Raw genomic sequence first — 21,166 nt, forward strand, 5'->3', positions numbered from 1 at the left:
TGGTGTCCACGGTGAGGTGGAGCCGGGTTCCGGTCGATGTGTCGCCGGCGGGGTAACTGCGCTGCTCCGTACTCGCGAACACGGCGCGCAGAGCCTGTGCCACCTTGCGTGCGACATCGGGAGAGGCCGCGACGATGCGAACCTCGGCGAGGCCCGGCTCGGGCAGCGTGTCATCGGGAGGAGCGGGAGCGTCGGTGATGATCCTGGGCATGAGCACAGGGTGTTCGGTCGTCGCGGACATGGCGCGAACCTGTCTCCGGTCACCGCCTGGGCGGTGGCCGACATAGTCGCTCACCGAGAACGGCGCCCGCGTGAAAGCTGACGTACGACATGCTCCCGATATCCCCACCCTACGCCCCTGGCCTCCGGTCCCGCGGCGGCGAGCGGCCCGGAGTTGGTCAGCGGGCGGGGGCCGGTTCGTCCGCGGAGGCGGGGGCGGCCGACGCGCCGGGCGCTGCTTCCGCGTTGAACTCCGTCAGCATCTGCCTGCTGAAGCCGAAGACGTAGGTGGCGAGGAAGCCCACCGCATAGCCCACCACCAGCCCGCACCCGTAGACCGCGATCGCCTCGCCAAGGCCCCTGTTGCCCTGGAGGAGCGGGAAGAGGGCCCAGCCCGAGGGGCCGATCGCCGTCGAACCCACCTTGTCGCCCAGCATGCTGAACAGGCCGATGAAGCCGCCGCCGAACGCGCCGCCGACGCAGGCCGTGACGAACGGGCGGCCGAGCGGCAGGGAGACGCCGTAGATCAGGGGCTCGCCGACGCCCAGGAGGCCCGCCGGGAGCGCGGACCTGATGGTGGAGCGGATCGCGGTGTTGTGGCGGAGGCGGACGTAGACCGCCGTCGCCGCGCCGACCTGGCCCGCGCCCGCCATCGCGAGGATCGGGAGCAGGACCGTGTAGCCCTGCTGCTCGATCAGCGTGGTGTGGATCGGGATCAGCGCCTGGTGCAGGCCCAGCATCACCAGCGGGAGGAAGAGCCCGCCGAGCACGAAGCCCGCGCCCGCGCCGCCGTGGGTCAGCAGCCGGTCCGCGAAGGTGCCGATCGCGGTGGAGACCTCACCGGCGACGTACATCAGGCCGAAGAGGGTGACCAGGCCGGAGATGAGCACGGTCAGGGTCGGGGTGACCAGCACGTCGAGCGACTCGGGCACCCAGCGGCGGCACCACTTCTCGACGTACACCGCCAGTGCCGCCGCACCCAGCGCGCCGAGGACTCCGCCCTGGCCCGGGGCGAGCGTCACGCCGAAGGCGGTCACCTTCGCCACCCCGGCGTACACGATGATCGCGGCGACCGCGCCGCCGAGGACCGGGGTGCCGCCGAACTCCTTCGCTGTGTTGTGGCCGACGAAGACGGCGATCAGCGACATGAAGCCGGACGCGACGGCGGCCAGCGCCGGGACGAGGGCGGGGGCCCGGCCGAGGTTGGTGAGCAGACCGCCCAGGCCGGCGATGATGCCGCAGCCGATGAGCGCCGGGATCAGCGGCACGAAGATGTTCGCGATCCGGCGCAGGAAGAGCTTCAGGGGCGTGGCGTTCCTGGCCTTCCGGGCGGCTTTCAGTGCCGCGCCCCGGTCGGCCAGTGCGTCCGCGGTGACGGAGGAGCCCGCGACGAGAGCCTCGAACTCGGGGGTGACCCGGGCGACCGTTCCCGGGCCGAGCACGATCTGGCAGGTGTCGTCCCGGACCACGCCCAGCACGGCCGGATGCGCCATGAGGGCCTTCTCCTGCACGAGCGACGCGTCACGCAGGCCGAGGCGCAGGCGGGTCATGCAGTGGGCGACGGAGGTGATGTTGCGGGCGCCGCCGACCAAGGGAAGGAGGTCGGCGGCGATGGCGCTGTGCTTCGCGTCGGACATGGTGCGGATGCCTTGCTGTGGGGGGTGTGGGCGGCATGGGCGGCGTGGGGGTGCCGCCGGAGGTTCCATGCGTGGGCTTCGCTGCGTGGGCTTCGCTGCGTGGCTTCGCTGCGTGGCTTCGGCGTGTGGGCTTCGGTGTGTGGGCTTCGGTGTGTGGGCGGGAGTTCAGTTCTTGCGGGCCGACTCCAGGGCGGCACGCAGATGGCCGTCGCTCTCGGCGAGCAGCCGCCCGGCGGTGGGGCCGTCGACCGAACCGAGGATGGTCAGGATCGCGTTCTTCACCTCTCCGTCCGTGGCGGCGAGAGCGGCCTCGATCTCCGCGTCGGACGCGCCGGTGGCCAGCGCGACGATCCGCCGCGAGCGGGCGCGCAGCTTCTCGTTGGAGGCACGGACGTCCACCATCAGGTTTCCGTAGGTCTTGCCCAGCCGGATCATCGTGATCGTCGAGATCATATTGAGGACGAGCTTCTGTGCCGTGCCTGCCTTCAGGCGTGTCGACCCGGTGAGCAGTTCGGGGCCGACGACGACCTCGATGCCGTGGTCGGCGGCCGAGCCGAGCTCGCTGCCGGCGTTGCAGGAGAGACCGATGGTGAGCGCGCCGAGCGACCGGGCGTGCTCCACGGCGCCTATGGCGTAGGGCGTGCGGCCCGACGCGGAGATCCCGACCACCGTGTCGTCGGCGGTCAGCTTCAGCGCGTCCAGGTCGGCGGCGGCCAGCTCCTTGCTGTCCTCGGCACCCTCGACGGCCGTGACCATGGCCTCGGGGCCGCCGGCGATCAGGCCCACCACCTGGGCCGGGTCGGTGTTGAAGGTGGGCGGGCACTCGCTGGCGTCCAGCACCCCGAGCCGTCCGGCGGTGCCCGCGCCCGCGTAGACGAGCCGACCGCCGCGGGACATCCGCTCGGCGGCGAAGTCGATGGCGGTGGCGATGCCCGGCAGTTGCGCGGCGACGGCGGCGGGGACGCTCTCGTCCTCGCCGTTCATGATCCGGGCGATCTCGGTCGTGGGCAGCCGGTCGATGTCGGCCAGCTCCGGCCGGAACGCCTCGGTGGTGAGCGTGGCCAGCTGAGCGCGGAGTTCGCCGTACGTGGACGACGACGCGGAGGACGTGGAGTTCATGAGGAGCTGCTCTGCTTTCTCGGTCTGCGCGGGGCTGCGTGGGGGCTCGCCGACTCAGCGGGTACGGGGGCTGTGCCGGTGGGCCAGGGCCTCGTACGACGCGGACAGGGCGGGCGCGGCCGTCTCGTACGTACGCTGCGCGACGCCTATGAACAGGCAGTCGACGACGAGGAGCTGACTGGTGCGGGACGACATCGCGGCGGGGCGCAGTTCGCTCTCGCGGGCGGTGGAGGTGGTCAGTACGTGGTCGGCGTACTGCGACACGGGCCCGCCGGGGCGGCCGGTGATCGCGACGGTCGTCGCGCCGCGGTCGAAGGCGACGCGCAGCGGCTCGATGACGTCGCCGGTCGACCCCGAGTGGGTGATCGCGATGGCCACGTCGCCGGAGCGGAGCTGCACGGCGTTGGTGACGGCGAGGTGGGGGTCGCAGTGGGCGTGGGCGATGAGTCCGATGCGCAGCAGCTTCTGGGCGAGGTCCATGCCGACGAGGGAGGACGCGCCGACGCCGTAGATGTCGATCCGGCGGGCGGTCGCCGCGGCGGCGACGGCCGCGCCCAGCTGGACGGTGTCGAGCCCGGCGGCCGTGTCGGCGAGGGTCTGCTGCTCGTCGTAGGCGAGCTTGGTGACGACGTCGGCGATGGGGTCGTCGACCGCGATGTCGGCGGTGACGGCGGGGGCACGGCCGGACTGCTGGTGGGCGGCGAGCCCGGCGAGCGCGAGGCGCAGATCGCGGTAACCGGGGTAGCCGAGGAGGCGGGCGGTGCGGACCACGGTGGCCTCGCTGGTGCCGGTGAGCTCGGCGAGACCGGTGACCGTGAGGGCCGCGCAGCCTGCCGGGTCCTCGGCGACGGCTTCGGCGACCCGCTGCATCGAGCGGGTCATGGACGGCGCGAGGGTCCGCACCTTGGCGGCGAGGGCGGCAGGGGCGGGAGGAGCCTCACCGCTGAAAATTTCCTTCACTGGATTGGTCACTCTTGAAAGATATTTTCGGCAATCATCAACCGTCAACCCCCTCCCGGACCGCCGCGGCGATCCCCTCCCCTCCCGGAGATTTCCGGGAGGGCCGGTGGGGTGACAATGGCACCATGGACGACGCGAACCCCCTGGAACAGGCCCTGCACGCCGCGCGCGCCCTGGTTCTCGCCGATCTGGCCGCCCGTGACGTGGCCGACGCCGGGGTCGTCTCGATGGTCGAGGAGGCGGTGACGCACCGCCGCTGGTGGGTCGAACAGTGGCCGGACGGCGTCGAGTACCTGCCTGGGCTGGTCGCCCAGGACGTTCAGGACGCGCTTCTGGAGCGGCACGGCCGCTGGCCCCTCTGCCCGGTGTGCGATGTCGGCGATCCGCACGCCCTGGATGTCGAGCCGGAGCTCGGGGCGGACCCGCACTGGGTCTGCGCGAAGGCGGGAATAGTCGTGGCGCGCGTCGGCGGCCTTCAGTGACCCTCTACATTGATCCGCCGACCTGGCCGGGACATGGCCACATGTGGTCGCACCTGGTCAGCGACGTGTCCTACGAGGAGCTCCACGCGTTCGCGGCCTCGATCGGCTGCCCGACGCGCGCGTTCGAGCGGGACCACTACGACATCCCCTCCCACCGCTACGACGCCGCAGTGCGGGCGGGGGCGGTCCGGATCGGCTCCAAGGAACTCGTCCGCAGACTCACCGAGGCGGGCCTGCGCCGGCCCAAGGGACGCCCCGCCTAGCCCGGACCCGGTGGAGGGGCGAGTGGCCGTGGCGCCGGACCCGGTGGTCGGGCGAGTGGCCGGACCCGGTGGTCAGGCCGATTCGGCGGCGACCTGTGGCGTGTTCCGTACGCCGGAGCGCGACGAGATCTCCACCCGTGACCTGCCGTGCAGCCGTAGCGAGAGAGCGACCAGGCCGATGGCCAGGACCGTCATCGCCGCGCCCGCCCAGGCGGTCGAGGCGAAGCCGAGGCCGGCGTCGATGACCGCGCCCCCGAGCCAGGGGCCGCCGGTGTTGCCCAGGTTGAAGGCGGCCGTCGTGGTCGCGCCCGCGAGGGTGGGCGCTGCGCCCGCGACGTTGAACATGCGCGCGTTGAGCGCGGGGGCCGTGAAGAAGGCAGCGAACCCCAGCAGGAACGCCAGTGCGACGGCCGCCATGGGGCTGGAGGCGAGAACGGCGAGCGCCGCCAGGAGGACGGTGCAGGCGGTGGTACCGCTCAGCAGCACACCGAAGAGATGCGCGTCCGCGACCCGGCCGCCGGCCGTCGTCCCGGCCAGCGCCCCGATGCCGAAGAGCGCGAGCACGCTCGGCACCCACCCCGAGTCGAGCCCCGCCACATCCGTGAGCAGCGGTGCGAGATACGAGAAGACGCAGAAGACGCCGCCCGCGGTGAGCGCGGTGATGACGATCGAGAGCCAGACCTGCCGGTCACGGTAGATCGACAGCTCGCGCCTGAGCCGCGGCTTCTCGGCCGGGAGCGGGATACGGGGAATCAGGGTCAGCACCCCGGCGAGCGCCACGGCGGATGCGAGGCCCACCGCCCAGAAGGCCGAGCGCCAGCCGAGGTGTTCTCCGAGGAAGGCTCCGGCCGGGACTCCGAGAACATTCGCGATGGAGAGCCCGCCGATCATGACGGCCATCGCGCGGGTGCGCGAGGTCAACGGAACCATCGTGATGGCGACGGCCGCGCCGACCGCCCAGAATCCCGCGCAGGCCAGGGCGCTCACGACACGGGACGCGAAGAGGATCTCGTACGAGGGCGCCAGCGCACCGGCGATCTGGCCGAGGCCGAAGAGGGAGATCAGGGCGATGAGGGTGGTCTTGCGCGGCAGCCGCAGCGTCGCCACGGCCAGGAGGGGCGCGCCGACGACCATCCCGACCGCGAAGGCGGATATGAGCAGCCCGGCCCGGGGGATCGAGACGTTCATGTCGTCCGCGATGGGCGGCAGCAGACCGGAGAGCATGAACTCGCTCGTGCCGAGGGCGAAGACCGACAGGCCGAGGACGTAGACGGCCAGGGGCATGCCGGAGCGGCGAGGGGCGAATTCGGGCATGACAGGGCCAACACGTCGGTTGTGCGTTACATTCCCGCCCGCTCCCACGGATTCCCTGCCGCTCAGGCCGTCAGGGAGGCCAGCTCCGCACCCAGGTTCTGGCGCGCCGCCGCCTCCCAGTGCTTCTCGCCGTACGGAGTGTGGAACAGCCGGGGCAGATCCAGAAGCTGCCGCAGCACCCCCGCGCGGCCCTCGCGGAACAACTCGTCCGGGACGAAGCCGTACTCCTCACGGACCGCTGCCACGTACGCGCCGTACGGCTTCGGTGCCGACGCCAGGATCGCCAGATCCGCGTCGCACAGCACCTGCCCGTTCGTGTCGGCCGGATCGGGGGCGTGTGTGACGGTGAGGCGGACCAGACGGGCGACCTCCGCCGTGCCCTTGGGGGGAAGCCCGGCCTCGGCGAGGGCGCGTTCGGCGAGATGGGCCGAGCGCTCCTCGTTCTCGGAGCGGTCGGGGAGGTAGACCGCGTCGTGGAACCAGGCCGCGAGGCGCACCAGCTCGGGGTCGTCGGCATGGTCGGCGAGGGTGTCGATGTGATCGAGGACCGCGGTCAGATGGGCGGTGGTGTGGTACCGGCGCTGCGGCTCCGCCCAGCGGGCGAGCAGGTTCTCGGCGTACGGCAGCGGGTCCGGGACGCTCGCCCCGTCACGGGCGGCGAGCAGAGTCTGCGTCCAGCGGTCGCGGAGGTCCGCGGCGGGGGCGGTCATGAGAAGACTCTAGGACGCGGCCCCCGCGCTGCGGTTGGCCGGGCGGCGGGGATCCCGGTTTCCCGGCAGCCTCGGCTGGAGCGGCGGCAACGGGGCCAAATGGGCGATAATGGCAGTAAAGGGCATGTGTGCCATTCCGTGTGCGGAGGCAGCCACCATGAACGCTGTGTTGATCGCCCAGACGGGCTCGGGCACCGAGCTGGCGGAGGGCGCGCACCTGGCCGGGGCCGGTCTGGTGCTCCTTGGAATCGTCCTCGTGGGGCTCCTCGCGGGCGCCATGTGGCGAGAGTCGAAACGGCGTGACGAGGAGGTTCCCCCGCTCCCCGACGAGCAGCCGAAACCTCCGGACCACCGTGCACACATCGAAGAGGTCCGCGACGAGGACGAGGACGACTTTCCCCACGACGGCGGACGGCTCCTCCCGTACAACATGAAGACGCACAGCAGTCACGGCACCGGCAAGGGGCCCGGCGAACGGCCCAAGCACGGCAAGAACGCCGGTGGAGGGGCGTTCGGCAGCGGGGGCCTGGGCGGCTGAATCCGTCCGGCGGCCCGGGGGTCGATGTTGCCCCCCGGGCCGCTGCTCGCGCCCGCGCTCATGCGGATGCCCGGCTCCCGGGTCACGCGGCTGCCCCGGTCGCGCGGTCATCCGGGTCACGCGGCGCGGAAGCGTCGCAGACGCAGTGAGTTGCCCACGACGAAGACCGACGAGAGCGCCATGGCCGCCCCCGCGATCATCGGGTTGAGCAGTCCCGCCGCGGCCAGCGGCAGTGCCGCCACGTTGTAAGCGAAGGCCCAGAAGAGGTTCGAGCGGATGGTGCCGAGCGTCCTTCGGGACAGCCGTACCGCGTCCGCGGCCACCCGCAGGTCTCCCCGTACGAGCGTGAGGTCCCCCGCCTCGATCGCGGCGTCCGTGCCCGTGCCCATGGCGAGACCCAGGTCGGCCTGGGCGAGGGCCGCCGCGTCGTTGACGCCGTCGCCGACCATCGCCACCGAACGGCCCTCGGCCTGAAGCCGCTTGACGACCGCGACCTTGTCCTCGGGCAGCACCTCGGCGATCACCTCGTCGATGCCCACCTCGGCGGCGACCGCCTTGGCGACCGCCCTGTTGTCGCCGGTCAGCAGAATCGGGGTGAGGCCGAGGGCGCGCAGCCGGGTGACGGCCTCTGCGCTGGTGTCCTTGACGGCGTCGGCGACTTCGAGGACGGCACGGGCCTCGCCGTCCCAGGCGACGGCGACCGCGGTACGGCCCGCTGCCTCCGCCTGCGACCGGGCCCGCTCCAGGTGGTCGGGCAGGCGGATTCCCCGCTCGGCGAGCAGTTGCGTACGGCCGACGAGCACCGCACGGCCCTCGACCACGCCCTGGACCCCGAGACCGGCGATGCCCGCGAAGTCCTCGACCGCGGGGAGCGTGCCGGTCCGCTGCACGGCCGCCTCGGCCACGGCCCGCGCCACGGGGTGTTCGGAGGCGTGCTCCAACGCTCCTGCCAGCCGCAGCACTTCGGCCTCGTCCCGCGTGGTGCGGACCGCCCGGAGCGTCATCCGGCCGGTCGTGACCGTCCCGGTCTTGTCCAGGACGACGGTGTCGACGCGCCGGGTGCTCTCCAGCACCTCGGGGCCCTTGATCAGGATGCCGAGCTGGGCGCCACGGCCCGTACCGACCATGAGCGCGGTCGGGGTCGCGAGGCCGAGCGCGCAGGGGCAGGCGATGATCAGTACGGCGACGGCGGCGGTGAAGGCGGCCGTCAGCCCCGCGCCGGCGCCGAGCCAGAAGCCGAGAGTGGCCAGGGCGAGCGCGATGACGACGGGCACGAACACGGCGGAGATCCTGTCGGCGAGACGCTGGGCGGCGGCCTTGCCGTTCTGGGCGTCCTCCACCAGCCGTGTCATCCGGGCGAGCTGGGTGTCGGCTCCGACGCGGGTGGCCTCGACGACCAGGCGACCGCCCGAGTTGAGCGTGGCGCCGGTGACGGCGTCGCCCGTCGAGACCTCGACCGGCATCGACTCGCCGGTGAGCATGGAGGCGTCGACGGCGGACGCGCCCTCGACGACCGTGCCGTCGGTGGCGATCTTCTCTCCGGGGCGTACGACGAAGCGGTCGCCGACCTTCAACTCGGCGGTGGGGAGCGTGACTTCGCGGCCGTCGCGCAGAACGGTGACATGCTTCGCGCCGAGTTCGACCAGGGCCCTGAGGGCGGCGCCCGCCGTGCGCTTGGAGCGGGCCTCGAAGTACCGCCCGGCCAGGATGAAGGCGGTGACCCCGGCCGCCGCCTCCAGATAGATGTTCCCGGCGCCGTCGCCGCGGGAGATCGTCAGCTCGAAGGGATGGACCATGCCGGGCATTCCGGCGGTCCCGAAGAACAGCGCCCACACCGACCAGAGGAACGCGGCCGAGACGCCGACCGAGATCAGTGTGTCCATGGTCGCGGCGCCGTGCCGGGCGTTGGTGAAGGCGGCGCAGTGGAAGGGCCAGGCGGCGTAGGTGACGACGGGGGCGGCGAGGGTCAGGGAGAGCCACTGCCAGTACTGGAACTGGAGGGCCGGGACCATGGCCGTCGCGATCACGGGTACGGCGAGGACGACCGCGGTGACAAGGCGTTCGCGCAGGGTGCGGAGCTCGTCGTCCTCGCGCCGGTCCTCACGTCCGCCCTCGTGCCGGTCGTTGTGCGTGGCGTCGGGGTCCGGTGTCCTGGCGGGCCGGGCGGCGGTGTAGCCGGCCGACTCCACCGTGGCGACCAGGTCCGAGACGGACACCTCAGCCGCGCTGAAGCTGACCTTCGCCTTCTCCGTGGCGTAGTTCACGGTCGCCTCGACGCCGTCCATGCGGTTGAGCTTCTTCTCGACACGGGCCGCGCAGGAGGCGCACGTCATACCGCCGATGGTGAGTTCGATCTCGGTGGGGGTGGCGGTGGGTGGCACGGTTCCTCCCGTATCGACTGCTCTATCATACCCCTAGGGGGTACTATTTCCTGCCTCCATGTATACCCCCCTGGTGTATGTGACGCAAGGTGTGATCCCGACGGCGAGGGTTTGCACTGCTGCCTGTGCGGTACATGCGCATTAGGCTGGCAGTGGACTAGACCTGTTAGAGCTGTAGTCGTCCCTGGAGGAATGGGAGTCTCATGAGCAACCGTGCAGTCCTGGAGGTGATCGCTCTCGATGCGGAGGACGCGGTCGCGGCCCAGTCCGGAGGGGCGGACCGCCTTGAGCTGGTCACCGACATGGCGGCGGACGGGCTGACGCCGTCCAGGGAGACGTTCGCGGCGGTCCGAGCCGCCGTCGGCATCCCGGTGCGCGTGATGCTGCGGCAGGCCGACGGATTCGCGGCGGGCGACGTCGGCGACGTGGACGCGCTGGTACGGGTCGCGAGTCAGCTCCGCGCGGAGGGGGCGGACGAGTTCGTCTTCGGCTTCCTGGACAAGGACGGCACGCCCGACCTGGTCGCGGTCGAGCGGCTCGTCGCCGAACTGGACGGCTGCCGCTGGACCTTCCACCGGGCGATCGACCACGCGGCGGACCGCGACGCGCTGCGCAAGCGGCTGGCGGACCTGCCGGGCCTGGACACGTATCTGACGGCGGGCTCGCCGACGGGCGTCGACGAGGGCCTGCCGACGCTCCTGGCGGAGGCGGCGCGGCGGGGGGAGCCCGGCTACGAGCCGCGGATTCTGGTCGGCGGGGGGTTGCGGCTCGGCCATGTGGCGCGGTTGCGGGAGGCGGGTGTGGACGCGTTCCACATCGGCGGGGCGGCGAGGCCGGGGGGTTGGTCGGAGCGGGTGGCGCCGTCGGCGGTCGCGGAGTGGCGCGCGGCGCTCGACGCGTAGCGTTCCGGCGGGGTTTGACGGCGCGGGCCGTTCGGTTGGGGCTCTGCCCGGCCGTTCCGGTGGGGATCTGCCCCACACCCCAACACCCCACGACTCAGTCGCCGACGGGCCTGATGCCTCTGCCCGGGACCGGCCTGAAGCCGATGCCCGTCGGCGATCGAGGACAACACCCGAAGGACGTACCGGAGTGCGCCCCGCGCAGGGGCGCACCCGCGGGGGGCGGGGGCGAAGGCCCCGTTACGGCGAGGCGCGGGGCGGAAGGAACGTCACCCCAGCTCCACCGGCAGCGCCCTCCCGTGCACCACCACCAAGCCCGACACCGCCCTCGTCAGCGCCACATACAGCCGCCGCAACCCCGTCCGCCCGTCCGGCTCACCGGACACCACCGCCGACGGTTCGTCGAGCACCACGTAGTCGTACTCCAGTCCCTTCGCCAGCGACGCCGGCACCAGCGTCAGGCGGGACTCGGCCGTCGTCTCCTCGCCCGGGGCGAGATACGCGTGGCACGCCGCCGTCAGGGCCGCCGCCAGTGACGGGATCCGCGCGTCCGCAGCGATCAGACCGATCGAGCCCTCGTGCCGCAGTGCCTCCTCGCACGCCGCGACCACCGCCGCGTCCAGGTCCGTCACCTCGCGGACCGACAGCGACCCCGGCGACTCACGGACCGAGGTCACCTCCGCCAGGCCGGGGGACATGTGCGGCAGCAGCCGCGAGGCGTACGCGATGACCTCCCGCGGTACCCGGAAGCCCGCCGTCAGTTCCTCGACCGCCGCGTCGGGCTTGCCCAGGTGGATCAGGGCTTCGTCCCAGCTCGCCGTCGCCCACGGCGTCGTGCCCTGGGCCAGGTCGCCGAGGACCGTGGCCGAGCCGGTCGTGCAGCGGCGGCCGACCGCGCGGTACTGCATCGGGGACAGGTCCTGCGCCTCGTCGAGCACGACATGGCCGAGGGAGTGCGTGCGCTGCACCAGATCCGTCGCCTCGTCGATCAGCACCGCGTCCGCCAGGGACCACTTCGCCGACCGCACGCCGCGGGCCGGCCTGTCCCACAGGATCGTCTTCTGCTCCTGGGCCGACAGGACGCCGTCCGCGTGCGCGGCGAGGAAGCCGGCGTCGCTCAGCAGCCGGAGCACCAGCTTCGCCGGGTCCACCGGAGGCCAGGCCGCCTTCACCGCCGCCTTCACCGCGGGGTTGCGCGCGACCGCGTCCTGCACACGGTCGTCCGGGGCTTCGCCCGACTGTTCCATCCGGACCAGCACGGCGTGCGCGATCCGCTGCGGCAGCGCGTCGCGCGCGGCGCCGTAGCGGATGTCGCGGTCGAGCAACTCCCGGACGATCTCTTCGAGTTCGTACGCCGGGACCCGCCAGCGCCGTGAGCCCCGCACGACCATGACCGGCTCGGCGGGGATCGTGACATGGGAGCGGACCGCCCGCCGCAGCACCTCCGCCATCCTCGCGTCGCCCTTGACGACCGCCGCCGCGGCCGGGTCCACACCGCGCACCTCCACATGGCCCACCAGGTCGTCCACGGTTGCCTGCTTGACCTCCAACTCACCCAGCGCGGGCAGGACTTGCTCGATGTAGTGGAGGAAGGAACGGTTCGGCCCGATGACCAGCGTGCCCGTCTTGGCCAGCCGCTCCCGGTGCGCGTACAGCAGATAGGCGACCCGGTGCAGACCCACCGCCGTCTTCCCGGTGCCCGGACCGCCCTGTACACACACCGTGCCGCCGAGCCCGGACCGCACGATCTCGTCCTGCTCGGGCTGGATCGTCGCGACGATGTCCCGCATCGGCCCCACACGCGGCCGTTCGATCTCCGCCTGGAGCAGCCTGCTGGTCTGCTCGTGCTCGGCCGGGTCGGTCAGATGCTCGTCCTCGTACGCCGTGAGCTCGCCGCCCGTGTAGCCGAAGCGCCGGCGCAGACCGACGTCGTGCGGGTCCTTCCGGGACGCCCGGTAGAACGGCTGCGACACCGGCGCGCGCCAGTCGATCACCATCGGATCGCCCTCCGCGTCATGGACGTGGCGGCGGCCGATGTAGAAGCGCTCGCCCGCGGCCCCCTCGGCCAGCGCCGCGCCCACGAGGTGCTGGTAGTCGAGCCGGCCGAAGAAGAGCGGGGTGTGGGAGAGATCGGCGAGCGCCTTGATGCGGTCCTCGATCTGCGCCTCCAGAACGGCCGCGTTGACCCAGTTCGCGGTGACGTCCCGGATGTCGAGGGCCTGGACGTCCTCGCGCATCGCGGTCAGCGCGGCACGTGAGGCGGTCAGATGGGCCCGCTCACGCGCGAGCGGATCGGCGGCACCGGGACCAGGACCGGAAGCAGGCGCGGGTGCGGATGCAGTGGCGGCACCGGGACCTGGGCTGTGACCGGGACCTGGGCTGTGACCGGGACCTGGGACGAGGGGGACGGGGTCAGGGGCGTGCGCGGGCACGGGTTGCCTCCGGGCGGGATGCTTCGAGGATCACGACATGGCGAACCGGCCGGTTTCCGTCCGGGCGGCGGCGCTCCTGCGAGGGAGGCGGGGAAGAGGGGGATCCTAGTCAGCGGGCGGCCCGAGGGCGAACGAGTTTCTCCCGTGGTTCATCCAGTGCCCGACCGGGGGAGTAGCCCGGCGCGTCATCCCTCTAGGGGACGGCGTATGCCTGGAGTCGTACACCGGCCGCCGCAGGGTTCAGCCCATGGTTCGATGTATCGGGCGGGCCAGAAAACCATCATGGAGACATGAGTACAGCAGCCTTTGGCCCACCCGCCCATGCCCCCCGCCCCCATCAGGGCGCGACCGCCAGCGGTGCCGCCCCGCATTCGCCCCACCGTCTCGGCAACGCCCTGCGAGCCGTCAAGGTCTTCGCCGAAGCAGTCTTCAACGTCGCCGTGCTCGGGGAGTACGCCGAGGAGGCAGGCGTCCGCCGCCGCTGACCGACGCCCATCCCTTCCGGCCCCTCGCCGATCCTGATCCCGACTCCTTCTGATCCCAGCCCTTTTGATCCCTCCCCTTTCGCTACCGGCCCCGATCCCATGCCGTTGAACCACCCTGTTGAACCACCGGCCCTGAAGAACCACCCGACCCTGAAGTACCACCAGGCGCCGTTGAACCACCGGCCCTGAAGAACCACCAGGGCCCGTTGAACCACCGGCCCGCCGACCCCGAAGATCCACCGGCCCCGCCGTTCCCCTAGTAGGGTCGCGGCCGTGAAGCTCCGGAATGTGACTCCGCGTTTACTCACCGCAGTAAGCGGCCTCGCTCTCGTGCTCTCCCTCGTCGCCTTCCTCGCCGTCTTCCTCCCCGTACCGACCACCTGGCCGCCACCGGCGCCCACGGTGGTCTTCTGCGTCGGGAACGCGCTGCTCCTCGGCCTGCTGACCCGGCTGTCCCTCCGCCTCGCGGGCTTCCCCGCGCCCTGGCCGCTGGTGACCACCGCTGCCGCCGCCGGGCTGTGGCTGGAACCCGTCTCCCGGACGCTCGTCTCCGGTGGGACCGGCCTCGTCCTCGTCTGCCTCGTCCTGTGGGACCTGCGCCGTGACGAACGGGCCATCGGCAGGGGCCTCGCGCTCGGTGTGGCGGCAGGCGTCGCGTTCACGCCCGCGGTCTTCATCCTCTATCTGCTGATCACCGGACGCGTACGGGCCGGACTCACCGCCCTCGCCTCTTTCAGCGGAACGGCACTGCTGGTCGTATTCGTTCTCGGCCGGGTTCCCGACGCCCCGCAACCGGGGGCCCTGTGGGCGCTCGGCGCGGGAACAACCGCGGCCGGCCTGTGGATCGCACGCCGCGCCACGAGCCCGGCGTGGGCGGTGCTCGCGGTTGCCGCGACCGCGATGCTCGTCCCGGCGCCGGGACGAGCGGGTACCTGGCTGTGGTGCGTGCCGCTGCTCGCGGTGCTGTTCGCGGAAGGGCACAGGCGTGCGGCAGCCGCGCTGGCGACGTTCCTTCTCGCCCGCACCCTGTGGCTCGCCGCGCACCAGGGCGGGCCAGGCCTGGCGCAGCTTTCCTGGTGGCAGCAGCCGATCGCGTCCCCGTATCCCCTCCTGGGCCTCGCCGTGCTGGCGCTCGCCGCCCGGCGCGGGCAGCCGCCCGGGAGTCCCGTGGTCGTACCGGGTCCACGAGCGGCGGAGCCTGCCGCGCCTTCGGGTCCGACGGGCGCCAAGTCCGGCGGCCGTCCGGCTCAGGCGGCCGTCCGGTGACCTGAGCCGGAGAATCTCCGGCTCAGGTCACCGGCCCAGGAGCTCGTCCGCGTCCACGATCCGGTACGCGTACCCCTGCTCGGCCAGGAACCGCTGCCGGTGCGCCGCGAAGTCCTGGTCGATCGTGTCCCGGGCGACGACCGAGTAGAAGTGCGCCTGGTGGCCGTCGGCCTTCGGGCGCAGCACCCGGCCGAGGCGCTGTGCCTCCTCCTGCCGGGAACCGAAGGTGCCCGACACCTGGATGGCGACCGTCGCCTCCGGCAGATCGATCGAGAAGTTCGCGACCTTCGAGACGACCAGCACGGAGATCTCGCCCTCGCGGAACGCGCCGAAGAGCTTCTCGCGCTGCGCGTTCGACGTCTCGCCCTTGATCACCGGCGCGTTCAGATGCTCGCCCAGCTCGTCGAGCTGGTCGATGTACTGACCGATGACCAGGATCTGCTGGCCCTCGAACCGCTTCACCAGCGCCTCGGTCACCTTCCGCTTGGTCGCGGTCGTGGCGCAGAAGCGATACTTCTCCTCCGTCTCCGCCGTGGCGTACGCGAGCCGCTCGGAGTCGGTGAGATTGACCCGTACCTCCACGCAGTCCGCGGGCGCGATGTAGCCCTGCGCCTCGATCTCCTTCCACGGGGCGTCGAAACGCTTCGGCCCGATCAGCGAGAAGACGTCAGACTCGCGGCCGTCCTCCCGCACGAGGGTCGCGGTCAGACCGAGCCGGCGGCGCGCCTGGAGATCCGCCGTGAACTTGAAGACCGGCGCGGGCAGCAGATGCACCTCGTCGTAGAGGATCAGGCCCCAGTCGCGGGAGTCGAAGAGCTCCAGGTGGGGATAGATCCCCTTCCGCTTGGTCGTCAGCACCTGGTAGGTGGCGATCGTGACGGGACGGATCTCCTTGCGCGTACCGGAGTACTCGCCGATCTCGTCCTCGGTGAGCGACGTCCGCCTGACCAGCTCGTGCTTCCACTGGCGGGCGGAGACGGTGTTGGTGACCAGGATCAGCGTGGTCGCCTTGGCCTGCGCCATCGCCCCGGCCCCGACGAGTGTCTTTCCCGCGCCGCAGGGCAGCACGACGACACCGGAGCCGCCGTGCCAGAAGCCCTCGACGGCCTGCTTCTGGTACGGACGCAGCGCCCAGCCGGTCTCGTCGAGATCGATCCGGTGCGCCTCACCGTCGACGTACCCGGCGAGGTCCTCGGCCGGCCAGCCCAGCTTCAGCAGCGTCTGCTTGATCTGCCCCCGCTCGGAGGGATGCACGGCGACCGTGTCCGGGTCGATCCGGTCGCCGACCAGCGGCTGGACCTTCCTGGAGCGGAGGATCTCCTCCAGGACGGGCCGGTCGGTCGAGGTCAGCACGAGCCCGTGGGTGGGGTGCTTGGAGAGGGTGAGGCGGCCGTATCGGGCCATCGTCTCGGCGACGTCGACGAGCAGGGCGTGCGGGACGGGATAGCGGGAGTACGCCACGAGCGCGTCCACGACCTGTTCGGCGTCGTGCCCGGCGGCGCGCGCGTTCCACAGGCCGAGCGGGGTGACCCGGTAGGTGTGGATGTGCTCGGGGGCGCGCTCCAGCTCGGCGAAGGGCGCGATGGCGCGACGGCACTCGTCCGCCAGCTCGTGGTCGACTTCCAGGAGGAGAGTCTTGTCGCTTTGGACGATGAGCGGACCGTTCACTTGCGCCCCTTTCCGGCGTGGGGTGGCTGCCCGGGGGCGGACGGCCAAACCTCCAGTCTGCCGTATGAAGGGGAGCGGTGGGTCACGTCCTGGGAGGGGAGGAGGACGGCGCCGAGCCTGTTCGGTGTGTGCCGTACTCAGTGCGCCGACCGCAGCGATGAGTATCCGCGCGCTGTCGCGGCAGTGGACCGGGGCGGTTGGGTGAGGGCATGGGAATCCAGCCGAATCCGTACGCCTCCCCTTCCCCCGGGGGCTTCGCGCCGTGCCCGCCGTACGTGTCGCCGGTCGTCCGTGACCCGCACTGGTGGGTGGCGCCGCTGGTCTTCACTCCCCTGGCCGCGCTGCTGGCGTACGTCGATTTCATGACGTCCGGGCTGCCGTCCGGCGGAGGGTGGGCGCTCGGTTATCTCGTACCGCTGGTGGTGGCCGCGAGTACCTCGCTCACGGAACGGACGATGCGGCGGCGGCCCCTGCGGCTCGCCCTCGGGGTGATGGCCTGCGCCTTCGCGGTCTTCTACTCCAAGCTGCTCGTCCTGGTGGGGATCGGAGCCTTCGTCGTGGCGCTGTTCACCGGCGACCTCGGTGCCTGATCGCGGCGGTCGGGGGTACGCGGACGATTCATGACGACAGATGCGCGGCCCCGTCCCCCCAAAGGAAGAACACTGATGCGCGTGTGTGCCACGGCGCTGGCGTTCGTGGCGCTGGTGGCCTTCTCGGCCGTGCTCGCCCGGCTGACCCTCGCGCCGTCGCACGCCTCGACCGGCATCGCCGGCGCCAATCTGCGCCCCGGCCAGTCGTTGCGCCAGTACGCCGAGGACTACACCTTCCTCGCCGCCTGCAAGCAGATCGGCGGCAACCTGGTGCTCGGAGCCCCCTTCGGTCTGATCCTTCCGGTGCTCGTGCCGCGCAGGCTGCGGATGCTCCGCGTCGTGGTGCTGACCGGGCTGGTGATGGTGCTCGTGGAGATGGCACAGGGCGCCATCGTCGAAGGGCGCGCCTTCGACGTGGACGACGTGATCCTCAACACCGGCGGCGCACTCGTCGCGTACGTCCTCCTGGGCCGGAAGATCGGGCGGCGCTTCCACCACCTCGGCGACCCGGACCCGGCAGCGGGCACCGTCACGCGCCGCGGGGGCACAAAGAAGGCCGGGCGCTCCCGGCGGCGGCTCCCCTGGCGGAACCGCTCGACGTCAAAGGCTGGACGGTGAGTCCTTCCACCAGGTGATCAGGTCGGCGGCCTGTTTGCTCTCGGCCACCACCACGACGGACTTGTCGTCGTAGGACCAGGCCACCCGGAAGTAGCCGTCGCCGGTCCAGTGGCAGACCAGTGCGCCCTGCGGGACGGAGTTGTTGTTCCAGGTGCCCTTGTAGTCCTGCTCGGACATGCACCGACCCGAGCTGTCGGTGACCTGGAACTTCGACTTCTCCGAGGTCATCCAGTCGGCCACGGCCGACGACGAGTCGAAGGACAGGACCAGCGGGCGGCGCGTCGGACCGCTTGCGGAGGCGGTGCAGTTGAGGGCCGCCGCGGCCGTGCCGTCCTCGGCGGATTCGCAGGCGGAGAGCCAGCCGTTGCCCACGAGGCCGGCCAGGTCCTGTTCGGCGGTGGTGAGGCTGCCGGTGGGGTCGTCCGTCGGCGTTTCCGTGTCGGTGGGGCCCGGGTCGGTCTCGGTCCCGGTGGGCCCGGGCTCCTCCGTCGTCGGTTCGTCCGTGGTCGGTTCGTCCGTGGGATCTTCCGTCTCACTGGTGATCACCACCCGCGGCTCGCTGTCGGACGAGTCAGACCGGTGACCGCCCAGCACGCCGGTCACTCCTCCCAGCAGGGTCCCGATGGCGGCAACCCCGGTGAAGACCAGGCCGATGCGTGCATATGGATACGAACTGCCGTGCGGTGGCGGCGGGTTGGGCGTGCCGTCGTCGTCCATCGAGGTCCCCCCTCGCATCTCCCCGATGTAGTTGAGACTGGGATAGCACACCCGACCTTGATCGATATTGCGGTTATGTCGTTCTTTGCCCGCACGGGTTATCCGGCCTCAGGCCGAGTCGTCCGCCAGTTCGGCGACGCCCGTGATGCGGTGCAGCGGATAGGTGCGGACCTCGTCCGCCGTGTGGTCGTACGCGGTGACGAACCCGCCCTCCACACGTACCGGGGCGATCACACGCTGGCTGGCCGCGCCGTCCGCGTTCACATAGCCGATCCAGATCGCCGTGCCGGTCATCGCCGCCGCCTGAACCGTGGCGAGGGTCTCGGCGGATGTGGTGCGGGGGAGTTCGCCGTTCTTCGCGGGTTCCGGGGCGGGTCTGCGTTCGACCGTGGCCGCCAGATCACCCGCGCGGATCGCCTTCACCGCCGCGCCGAGCAGGGTCGTGTCGGGAAGGGGCGGACCGTCCGGGACAGGGACGGGCGGTGTGCGGGGCGGTGTGCGGCGGGCGTGGGCGCGGGTGATCAGCACATCACCCTCCGCGGACTCGGCGGCCGGGGCGTAGCCCATGGCCCGCAGGCCGTCGAGGAGGGCCGTCGGGTCGACCTGGGCCGCGAGGACGGTGGGGGCGAGGCGGCGCAGCCGCAGGCCCTGGGACCGCTTGTCGGCGAGGATCTCGCCGAGCAGCGCGTCGTCGTCGCAGCGTACGTAGGCGGAGGCGGCGCCGATACGCAGATGGCCGTGGCGGCGGGCGACATCGTCGACGAGATAGCTGAGCGGTTGCGGGACGGGCGTGCGGGAGTGGGTGGCGAGGAAGGTGTGCAGGTCGGACGCGGACTTGCCCGCGTCGAGCGCGCGGCGTACGGATGCGGGCGTGAAGCGATAGACGGTCGCCCCGCCCTTGGACTCGACGTCGGCGAGGACGGCGAGGGTCTCGGCGAGTGGCCTCTGGAGGGGGCCGGGGGCGACGGCCGTGAGGTCGGCCTGGAGGAGGACGTGGTCGAGTGGCTCGGGCAGCAACGGGGCGAGGGCGCGGGCGGCTTGGGCGACCCGCTCCTGTGCGGCGGCACCGGTCCGGCCCGGTGCGGCGGCGACTGCTTCGGCCCCGCCCGGCCCGGCCGTCGCATACGGGGCAGCCGTCCCGAGAGCCGAGCCTGTCCCGGCACCCGAGCCTGTCCCGGCACCCGAGCCTGTCCCGGCACCCGAGCCTGTCCCGGCACCCGAGCCCGTCCCGGCACCCGCGCCCGTCTTGCCCAGCAGCGCCCGCGCGTGCGCCGACAGCGCGCCCCGGCCCGTGATGCCCAGCACCTCGGCTTCCGTCAGCGTCCAGGCCGCGAGGCGCGAGCGCAGATCCGCCGGGCCGCCCCCCGCGGCGTACCGCGCAGCGTTCGTGTCGGGGTCCGACGCGCCCCCGCGCAAGGGCCGTTCCCAGCGCAGGCGGGCCAGTACCGTCTCCGGGTCGGGGGCCGTGCCCTCCGGGAGGGTGGCCAGCAGTTCCAGCACCCGGTGACGGACCTCGGCCGCCGCCGAGCGGTCCAGATCCGGGCCGAGCGCGGAGAGCGTACGGCCCTTGCTGTCCTGGCCGCCGATCAGGCCCGCCGTGCGGGTCGCGATCAGCCAGGCCAGGGCGAGCCACGCCCAGCGCTCGGGCGCGGGACGCAGCAGCCATTCGTCGTACGCGGGTGTCGGCGCGTACCGCTCGTCCGCCTCGCCGTCCGACGCCAGCAGGCCTGCCGCATAGGCGAGTTCGAGCCAGAACCCGGCCATCGCCTCGGTCGTGTCCAGTGCGGCGGCGGTCCGCTTGAGGTCGCGTACGGACAGGCCGCCCGACCGCAGCACTGCGGGGCCGCCTTCGTGCCAGTCCTTCAGCAGATCCTCGATCGTGCTGAGGGCGGTGTACGCCTGACCCGCGGCCGTGCTGTCCACAACCTGTGGACGGCCCTGCGTCATCGACGTCGTCGAGGCCGGGGCGATCTTTGGCGGTACGGGCTCAGGGGTCCGGTGCGCGCGGCCCCCGCGCAGATGCAGGGCGACCTCGCGCGGCAGCACGACCGTGCGCGGGGACGCGGGCAGCAGCAGCCCGCGATCACGGAGCCACTGCACGGGTGTGGCGGGGCTGGCGGTCACCTCCCCGTACGGAGGGCCCCAGACCAGCCGGTCCAGGACCGTCAGCGACTCGGCCGGGGCGGTGTCCAGCAACGCGGCCATCCGCGCCCGGTCGGTGAACAGCGCCGTCAGTGAGGCGACGGCGGAGACCGGGTCGTGCGTGGCGGGGAGCCCGGCCACCGCCAGGATCTCCTGGAGCCGCCCCGGTGACATCCCGGCGGTGGACTCCGTGACGCTCGGCCCGAGGCCGGTCGGGGACGGACGGGTGGGGGAGGGCGCGAGGAGTTCGCGGGCGGTGCGCACCAGCCGCAGCCGGTCGTCACCGCCCCAGACCAGGGCCTGCGCCCGCAGGGCCTCCAGCGCGTGCGGCAGGGACGCCTCGATGGCGGGGTCGCCCTCGTCGCCGGTGAGCAGGGCGAGCAGCGCGGGGCGGGGGGCGGGGTCGGGGGCCACGGCCAGCGCTTCGGCGCACTGCAGCGTGAACCGGTCGAGCCGCTCCAGCGCCCGTACGACGGAGCCGCGTGTCCCGGCCCGCGTCGCGAGCTGCGTCAGATCGTTCGGCACGGGGTTCAGCAGATCGGGCCGGGCGCGCAGCAGTGCGGCCAGCTCTCCGTCGTCACGGCCGCGCAGGGCTTCGGCCAGTGTGCGCGGTCCGCTCCGGCCGGCCGGACTGCTTCCTTCGGGCATGGTCCCCATCCGCACCACGTTAGTCCCTGGAGCGCTACCGTCGGGGACAGGGCGGGCCCGGACGACAGGGCGGCCGGG

At 72.2% G+C, this 21,166-nt stretch carries 18 protein-coding genes; 8 read left to right on the forward strand and 10 right to left on the reverse strand.

Annotated elements, in window-relative coordinates:
* Nucleotides 1–398 precede the first annotated feature (398 nt).
* From OG293_RS19485 to OG293_RS19495, 3 genes are all read right to left on the reverse strand, one after another.
* Nucleotides 399–1,856: a PTS transporter subunit EIIC gene (locus tag OG293_RS19485; RefSeq protein WP_406000050.1), complete on the reverse strand. Its 1,458-nt coding sequence runs from the start codon at nt 1,854–1,856 to the stop codon at nt 399–401.
* Between the two features lie 165 nt (nt 1,857–2,021).
* Nucleotides 2,022–2,975, reverse strand: a complete 954-nt coding sequence (gene murQ, locus OG293_RS19490) for an N-acetylmuramic acid 6-phosphate etherase (protein ID WP_406000051.1) — start codon at nt 2,973–2,975, stop codon at nt 2,022–2,024.
* 54 nt (nt 2,976–3,029) lie between these two features.
* Nucleotides 3,030–3,947: a MurR/RpiR family transcriptional regulator gene (locus tag OG293_RS19495; protein ID WP_406000052.1), complete on the reverse strand. Its 918-nt coding sequence runs from the start codon at nt 3,945–3,947 to the stop codon at nt 3,030–3,032.
* A gap of 113 nt (nt 3,948–4,060) precedes the next feature.
* On the opposite strand from OG293_RS19495, the gene OG293_RS19500 reads away from it, so the two are divergent.
* Nucleotides 4,061–4,417, forward strand: coding sequence for a hypothetical protein (locus tag OG293_RS19500; RefSeq protein WP_406000053.1), 357 nt, complete (start codon nt 4,061–4,063; stop codon nt 4,415–4,417).
* The gene (locus tag OG293_RS19505; protein WP_406000054.1) at nt 4,414–4,680 is read left to right on the forward strand and encodes a DUF4031 domain-containing protein; all 267 of its coding nucleotides are present in this window, start codon (nt 4,414–4,416) and stop codon (nt 4,678–4,680) included. The genes OG293_RS19500 and OG293_RS19505 overlap by 4 nt, the downstream gene beginning before the upstream one ends.
* Before the next feature lie 72 nt (nt 4,681–4,752).
* On the opposite strand, the gene OG293_RS19510 is transcribed toward OG293_RS19505, so the two are convergent.
* Together OG293_RS19510 and OG293_RS19515 are read right to left on the reverse strand one after the other, a co-directional pair.
* Complete coding sequence (locus OG293_RS19510; protein ID WP_406003642.1) at nt 4,753–5,964, reverse strand: Cmx/CmrA family chloramphenicol efflux MFS transporter; 1,212 nt, start codon at nt 5,962–5,964, stop codon at nt 4,753–4,755.
* A gap of 92 nt (nt 5,965–6,056) precedes the next feature.
* Entirely contained in the window at nt 6,057–6,704 is a 648-nt protein-coding gene (locus OG293_RS19515) for a hypothetical protein (RefSeq protein ID WP_406000055.1), read from the reverse strand.
* A 157-nt stretch (nt 6,705–6,861) separates the two neighbouring features.
* On the opposite strand from OG293_RS19515, the gene OG293_RS19520 reads away from it, so the two are divergent.
* Nucleotides 6,862–7,242 carry a DUF6479 family protein gene (locus tag OG293_RS19520; protein ID WP_406000056.1) on the forward strand — a complete coding sequence of 127 codons (381 nt, stop codon included), beginning with the start codon at nt 6,862–6,864 and terminating at the stop codon, nt 7,240–7,242.
* Between the two features lie 116 nt (nt 7,243–7,358).
* Here the strand turns inward: OG293_RS19520 and OG293_RS19525 are convergent, their stop codons facing one another.
* Nucleotides 7,359–9,575 (reverse strand): heavy metal translocating P-type ATPase, encoded by a 2,217-nt coding sequence (locus OG293_RS19525; RefSeq protein ID WP_406003643.1) that lies wholly within the window; start codon nt 9,573–9,575, stop codon nt 7,359–7,361.
* A gap of 251 nt (nt 9,576–9,826) precedes the next feature.
* Between OG293_RS19525 and OG293_RS19530 the strand changes: the two genes are divergently transcribed.
* Nucleotides 9,827–10,525: a copper homeostasis protein CutC gene (locus OG293_RS19530; RefSeq protein ID WP_406000057.1), complete on the forward strand. Its 699-nt coding sequence runs from the start codon at nt 9,827–9,829 to the stop codon at nt 10,523–10,525.
* A 266-nt stretch (nt 10,526–10,791) separates the two neighbouring features.
* On the opposite strand, the gene OG293_RS19535 is transcribed toward OG293_RS19530, so the two are convergent.
* Nucleotides 10,792–12,759: a HelD family protein gene (locus OG293_RS19535; RefSeq protein WP_406000058.1), complete on the reverse strand. Its 1,968-nt coding sequence runs from the start codon at nt 12,757–12,759 to the stop codon at nt 10,792–10,794.
* A 485-nt stretch (nt 12,760–13,244) separates the two neighbouring features.
* Between OG293_RS19535 and OG293_RS19540 the strand changes: the two genes are divergently transcribed.
* Together OG293_RS19540 and OG293_RS19545 are read left to right on the forward strand one after the other, a co-directional pair.
* Complete coding sequence (locus OG293_RS19540; RefSeq protein ID WP_406000059.1) at nt 13,245–13,439, forward strand: hypothetical protein; 195 nt, start codon at nt 13,245–13,247, stop codon at nt 13,437–13,439.
* 273 nt (nt 13,440–13,712) lie between these two features.
* The gene (locus OG293_RS19545) at nt 13,713–14,705 is read left to right on the forward strand and encodes a glycosyltransferase family 87 protein (protein ID WP_406000060.1); all 993 of its coding nucleotides are present in this window, start codon (nt 13,713–13,715) and stop codon (nt 14,703–14,705) included.
* Nucleotides 14,706–14,732: 27 nt separating this feature from the next.
* On the opposite strand, the gene OG293_RS19550 is transcribed toward OG293_RS19545, so the two are convergent.
* On the reverse strand, nt 14,733–16,373 hold the full coding sequence (locus OG293_RS19550) for a DNA repair helicase XPB (RefSeq protein ID WP_406000061.1): 1,641 nt from the start codon (nt 16,371–16,373) through the stop codon (nt 14,733–14,735).
* Nucleotides 16,374–16,582: 209 nt separating this feature from the next.
* Here OG293_RS19550 and OG293_RS19555 point away from each other — a divergent pair, with 209 nt between their 5' ends.
* Nucleotides 16,583–16,963 (forward strand): hypothetical protein, encoded by a 381-nt coding sequence (locus OG293_RS19555; protein ID WP_406000062.1) that lies wholly within the window; start codon nt 16,583–16,585, stop codon nt 16,961–16,963.
* A 75-nt stretch (nt 16,964–17,038) separates the two neighbouring features.
* A complete protein-coding gene (locus tag OG293_RS19560; protein WP_406000063.1) occupies nt 17,039–17,581 on the forward strand; it encodes a VanZ family protein in 543 nt (180 codons plus the stop codon).
* Here OG293_RS19560 and OG293_RS19565 read toward each other — a convergent pair.
* Together OG293_RS19565 and OG293_RS19570 are read right to left on the reverse strand one after the other, a co-directional pair.
* Nucleotides 17,564–18,349 carry a hypothetical protein gene (locus OG293_RS19565; protein ID WP_406000064.1) on the reverse strand — a complete coding sequence of 262 codons (786 nt, stop codon included), beginning with the start codon at nt 18,347–18,349 and terminating at the stop codon, nt 17,564–17,566. The two genes, OG293_RS19560 and OG293_RS19565, sit on opposite strands and share 18 nt — an antisense overlap.
* Before the next feature lie 57 nt (nt 18,350–18,406).
* On the reverse strand, nt 18,407–21,097 hold the full coding sequence (locus OG293_RS19570; protein WP_406000065.1) for a helicase C-terminal domain-containing protein: 2,691 nt from the start codon (nt 21,095–21,097) through the stop codon (nt 18,407–18,409).
* Between the last annotated feature and the right edge of the window lie 69 nt (nt 21,098–21,166).

Origin of the sequence: Streptomyces sp. NBC_00829 (assembly GCF_045161795.1) — a bacterium.
Taxonomy (GTDB): Bacteria; Actinomycetota; Actinomycetes; order Streptomycetales; family Streptomycetaceae; genus Streptomyces.

Bases quoted from the DNA above. Each gene is read 5' to 3' on its own strand.
- OG293_RS19485 (WP_406000050.1), bottom strand. From the start codon at position 1,856: ATGTCCGACGCGAAGCACAGCGCCATCGCCGCCGACCTCCTTCCCTTG.
- murQ (WP_406000051.1), bottom strand. From the start codon at position 2,975: ATGAACTCCACGTCCTCCGCGTCGTCGTCCACGTACGGCGAACTCCGC.
- OG293_RS19500 (WP_406000053.1), top strand. From the start codon at position 4,061: ATGGACGACGCGAACCCCCTGGAACAGGCCCTGCACGCCGCGCGCGCC.
- OG293_RS19510 (WP_406003642.1), bottom strand. From the start codon at position 5,964: ATGCCCCTGGCCGTCTACGTCCTCGGCCTGTCGGTCTTCGCCCTCGGC.
- OG293_RS19515 (WP_406000055.1), bottom strand. From the start codon at position 6,704: ATGACCGCCCCCGCCGCGGACCTCCGCGACCGCTGGACGCAGACTCTG.
- OG293_RS19520 (WP_406000056.1), top strand. From the start codon at position 6,862: ATGAACGCTGTGTTGATCGCCCAGACGGGCTCGGGCACCGAGCTGGCG.
- OG293_RS19525 (WP_406003643.1), bottom strand. From the start codon at position 9,575: ATGACGTGCGCCTCCTGCGCGGCCCGTGTCGAGAAGAAGCTCAACCGC.
- OG293_RS19530 (WP_406000057.1), top strand. From the start codon at position 9,827: ATGAGCAACCGTGCAGTCCTGGAGGTGATCGCTCTCGATGCGGAGGAC.
- OG293_RS19535 (WP_406000058.1), bottom strand. From the start codon at position 12,759: ATGCGCGAGGACGTCCAGGCCCTCGACATCCGGGACGTCACCGCGAAC.
- OG293_RS19540 (WP_406000059.1), top strand. From the start codon at position 13,245: ATGAGTACAGCAGCCTTTGGCCCACCCGCCCATGCCCCCCGCCCCCAT.
- OG293_RS19555 (WP_406000062.1), top strand. From the start codon at position 16,583: ATGGGAATCCAGCCGAATCCGTACGCCTCCCCTTCCCCCGGGGGCTTC.
- OG293_RS19560 (WP_406000063.1), top strand. From the start codon at position 17,039: ATGCGCGTGTGTGCCACGGCGCTGGCGTTCGTGGCGCTGGTGGCCTTC.
- OG293_RS19570 (WP_406000065.1), bottom strand. From the start codon at position 21,097: ATGGGGACCATGCCCGAAGGAAGCAGTCCGGCCGGCCGGAGCGGACCG.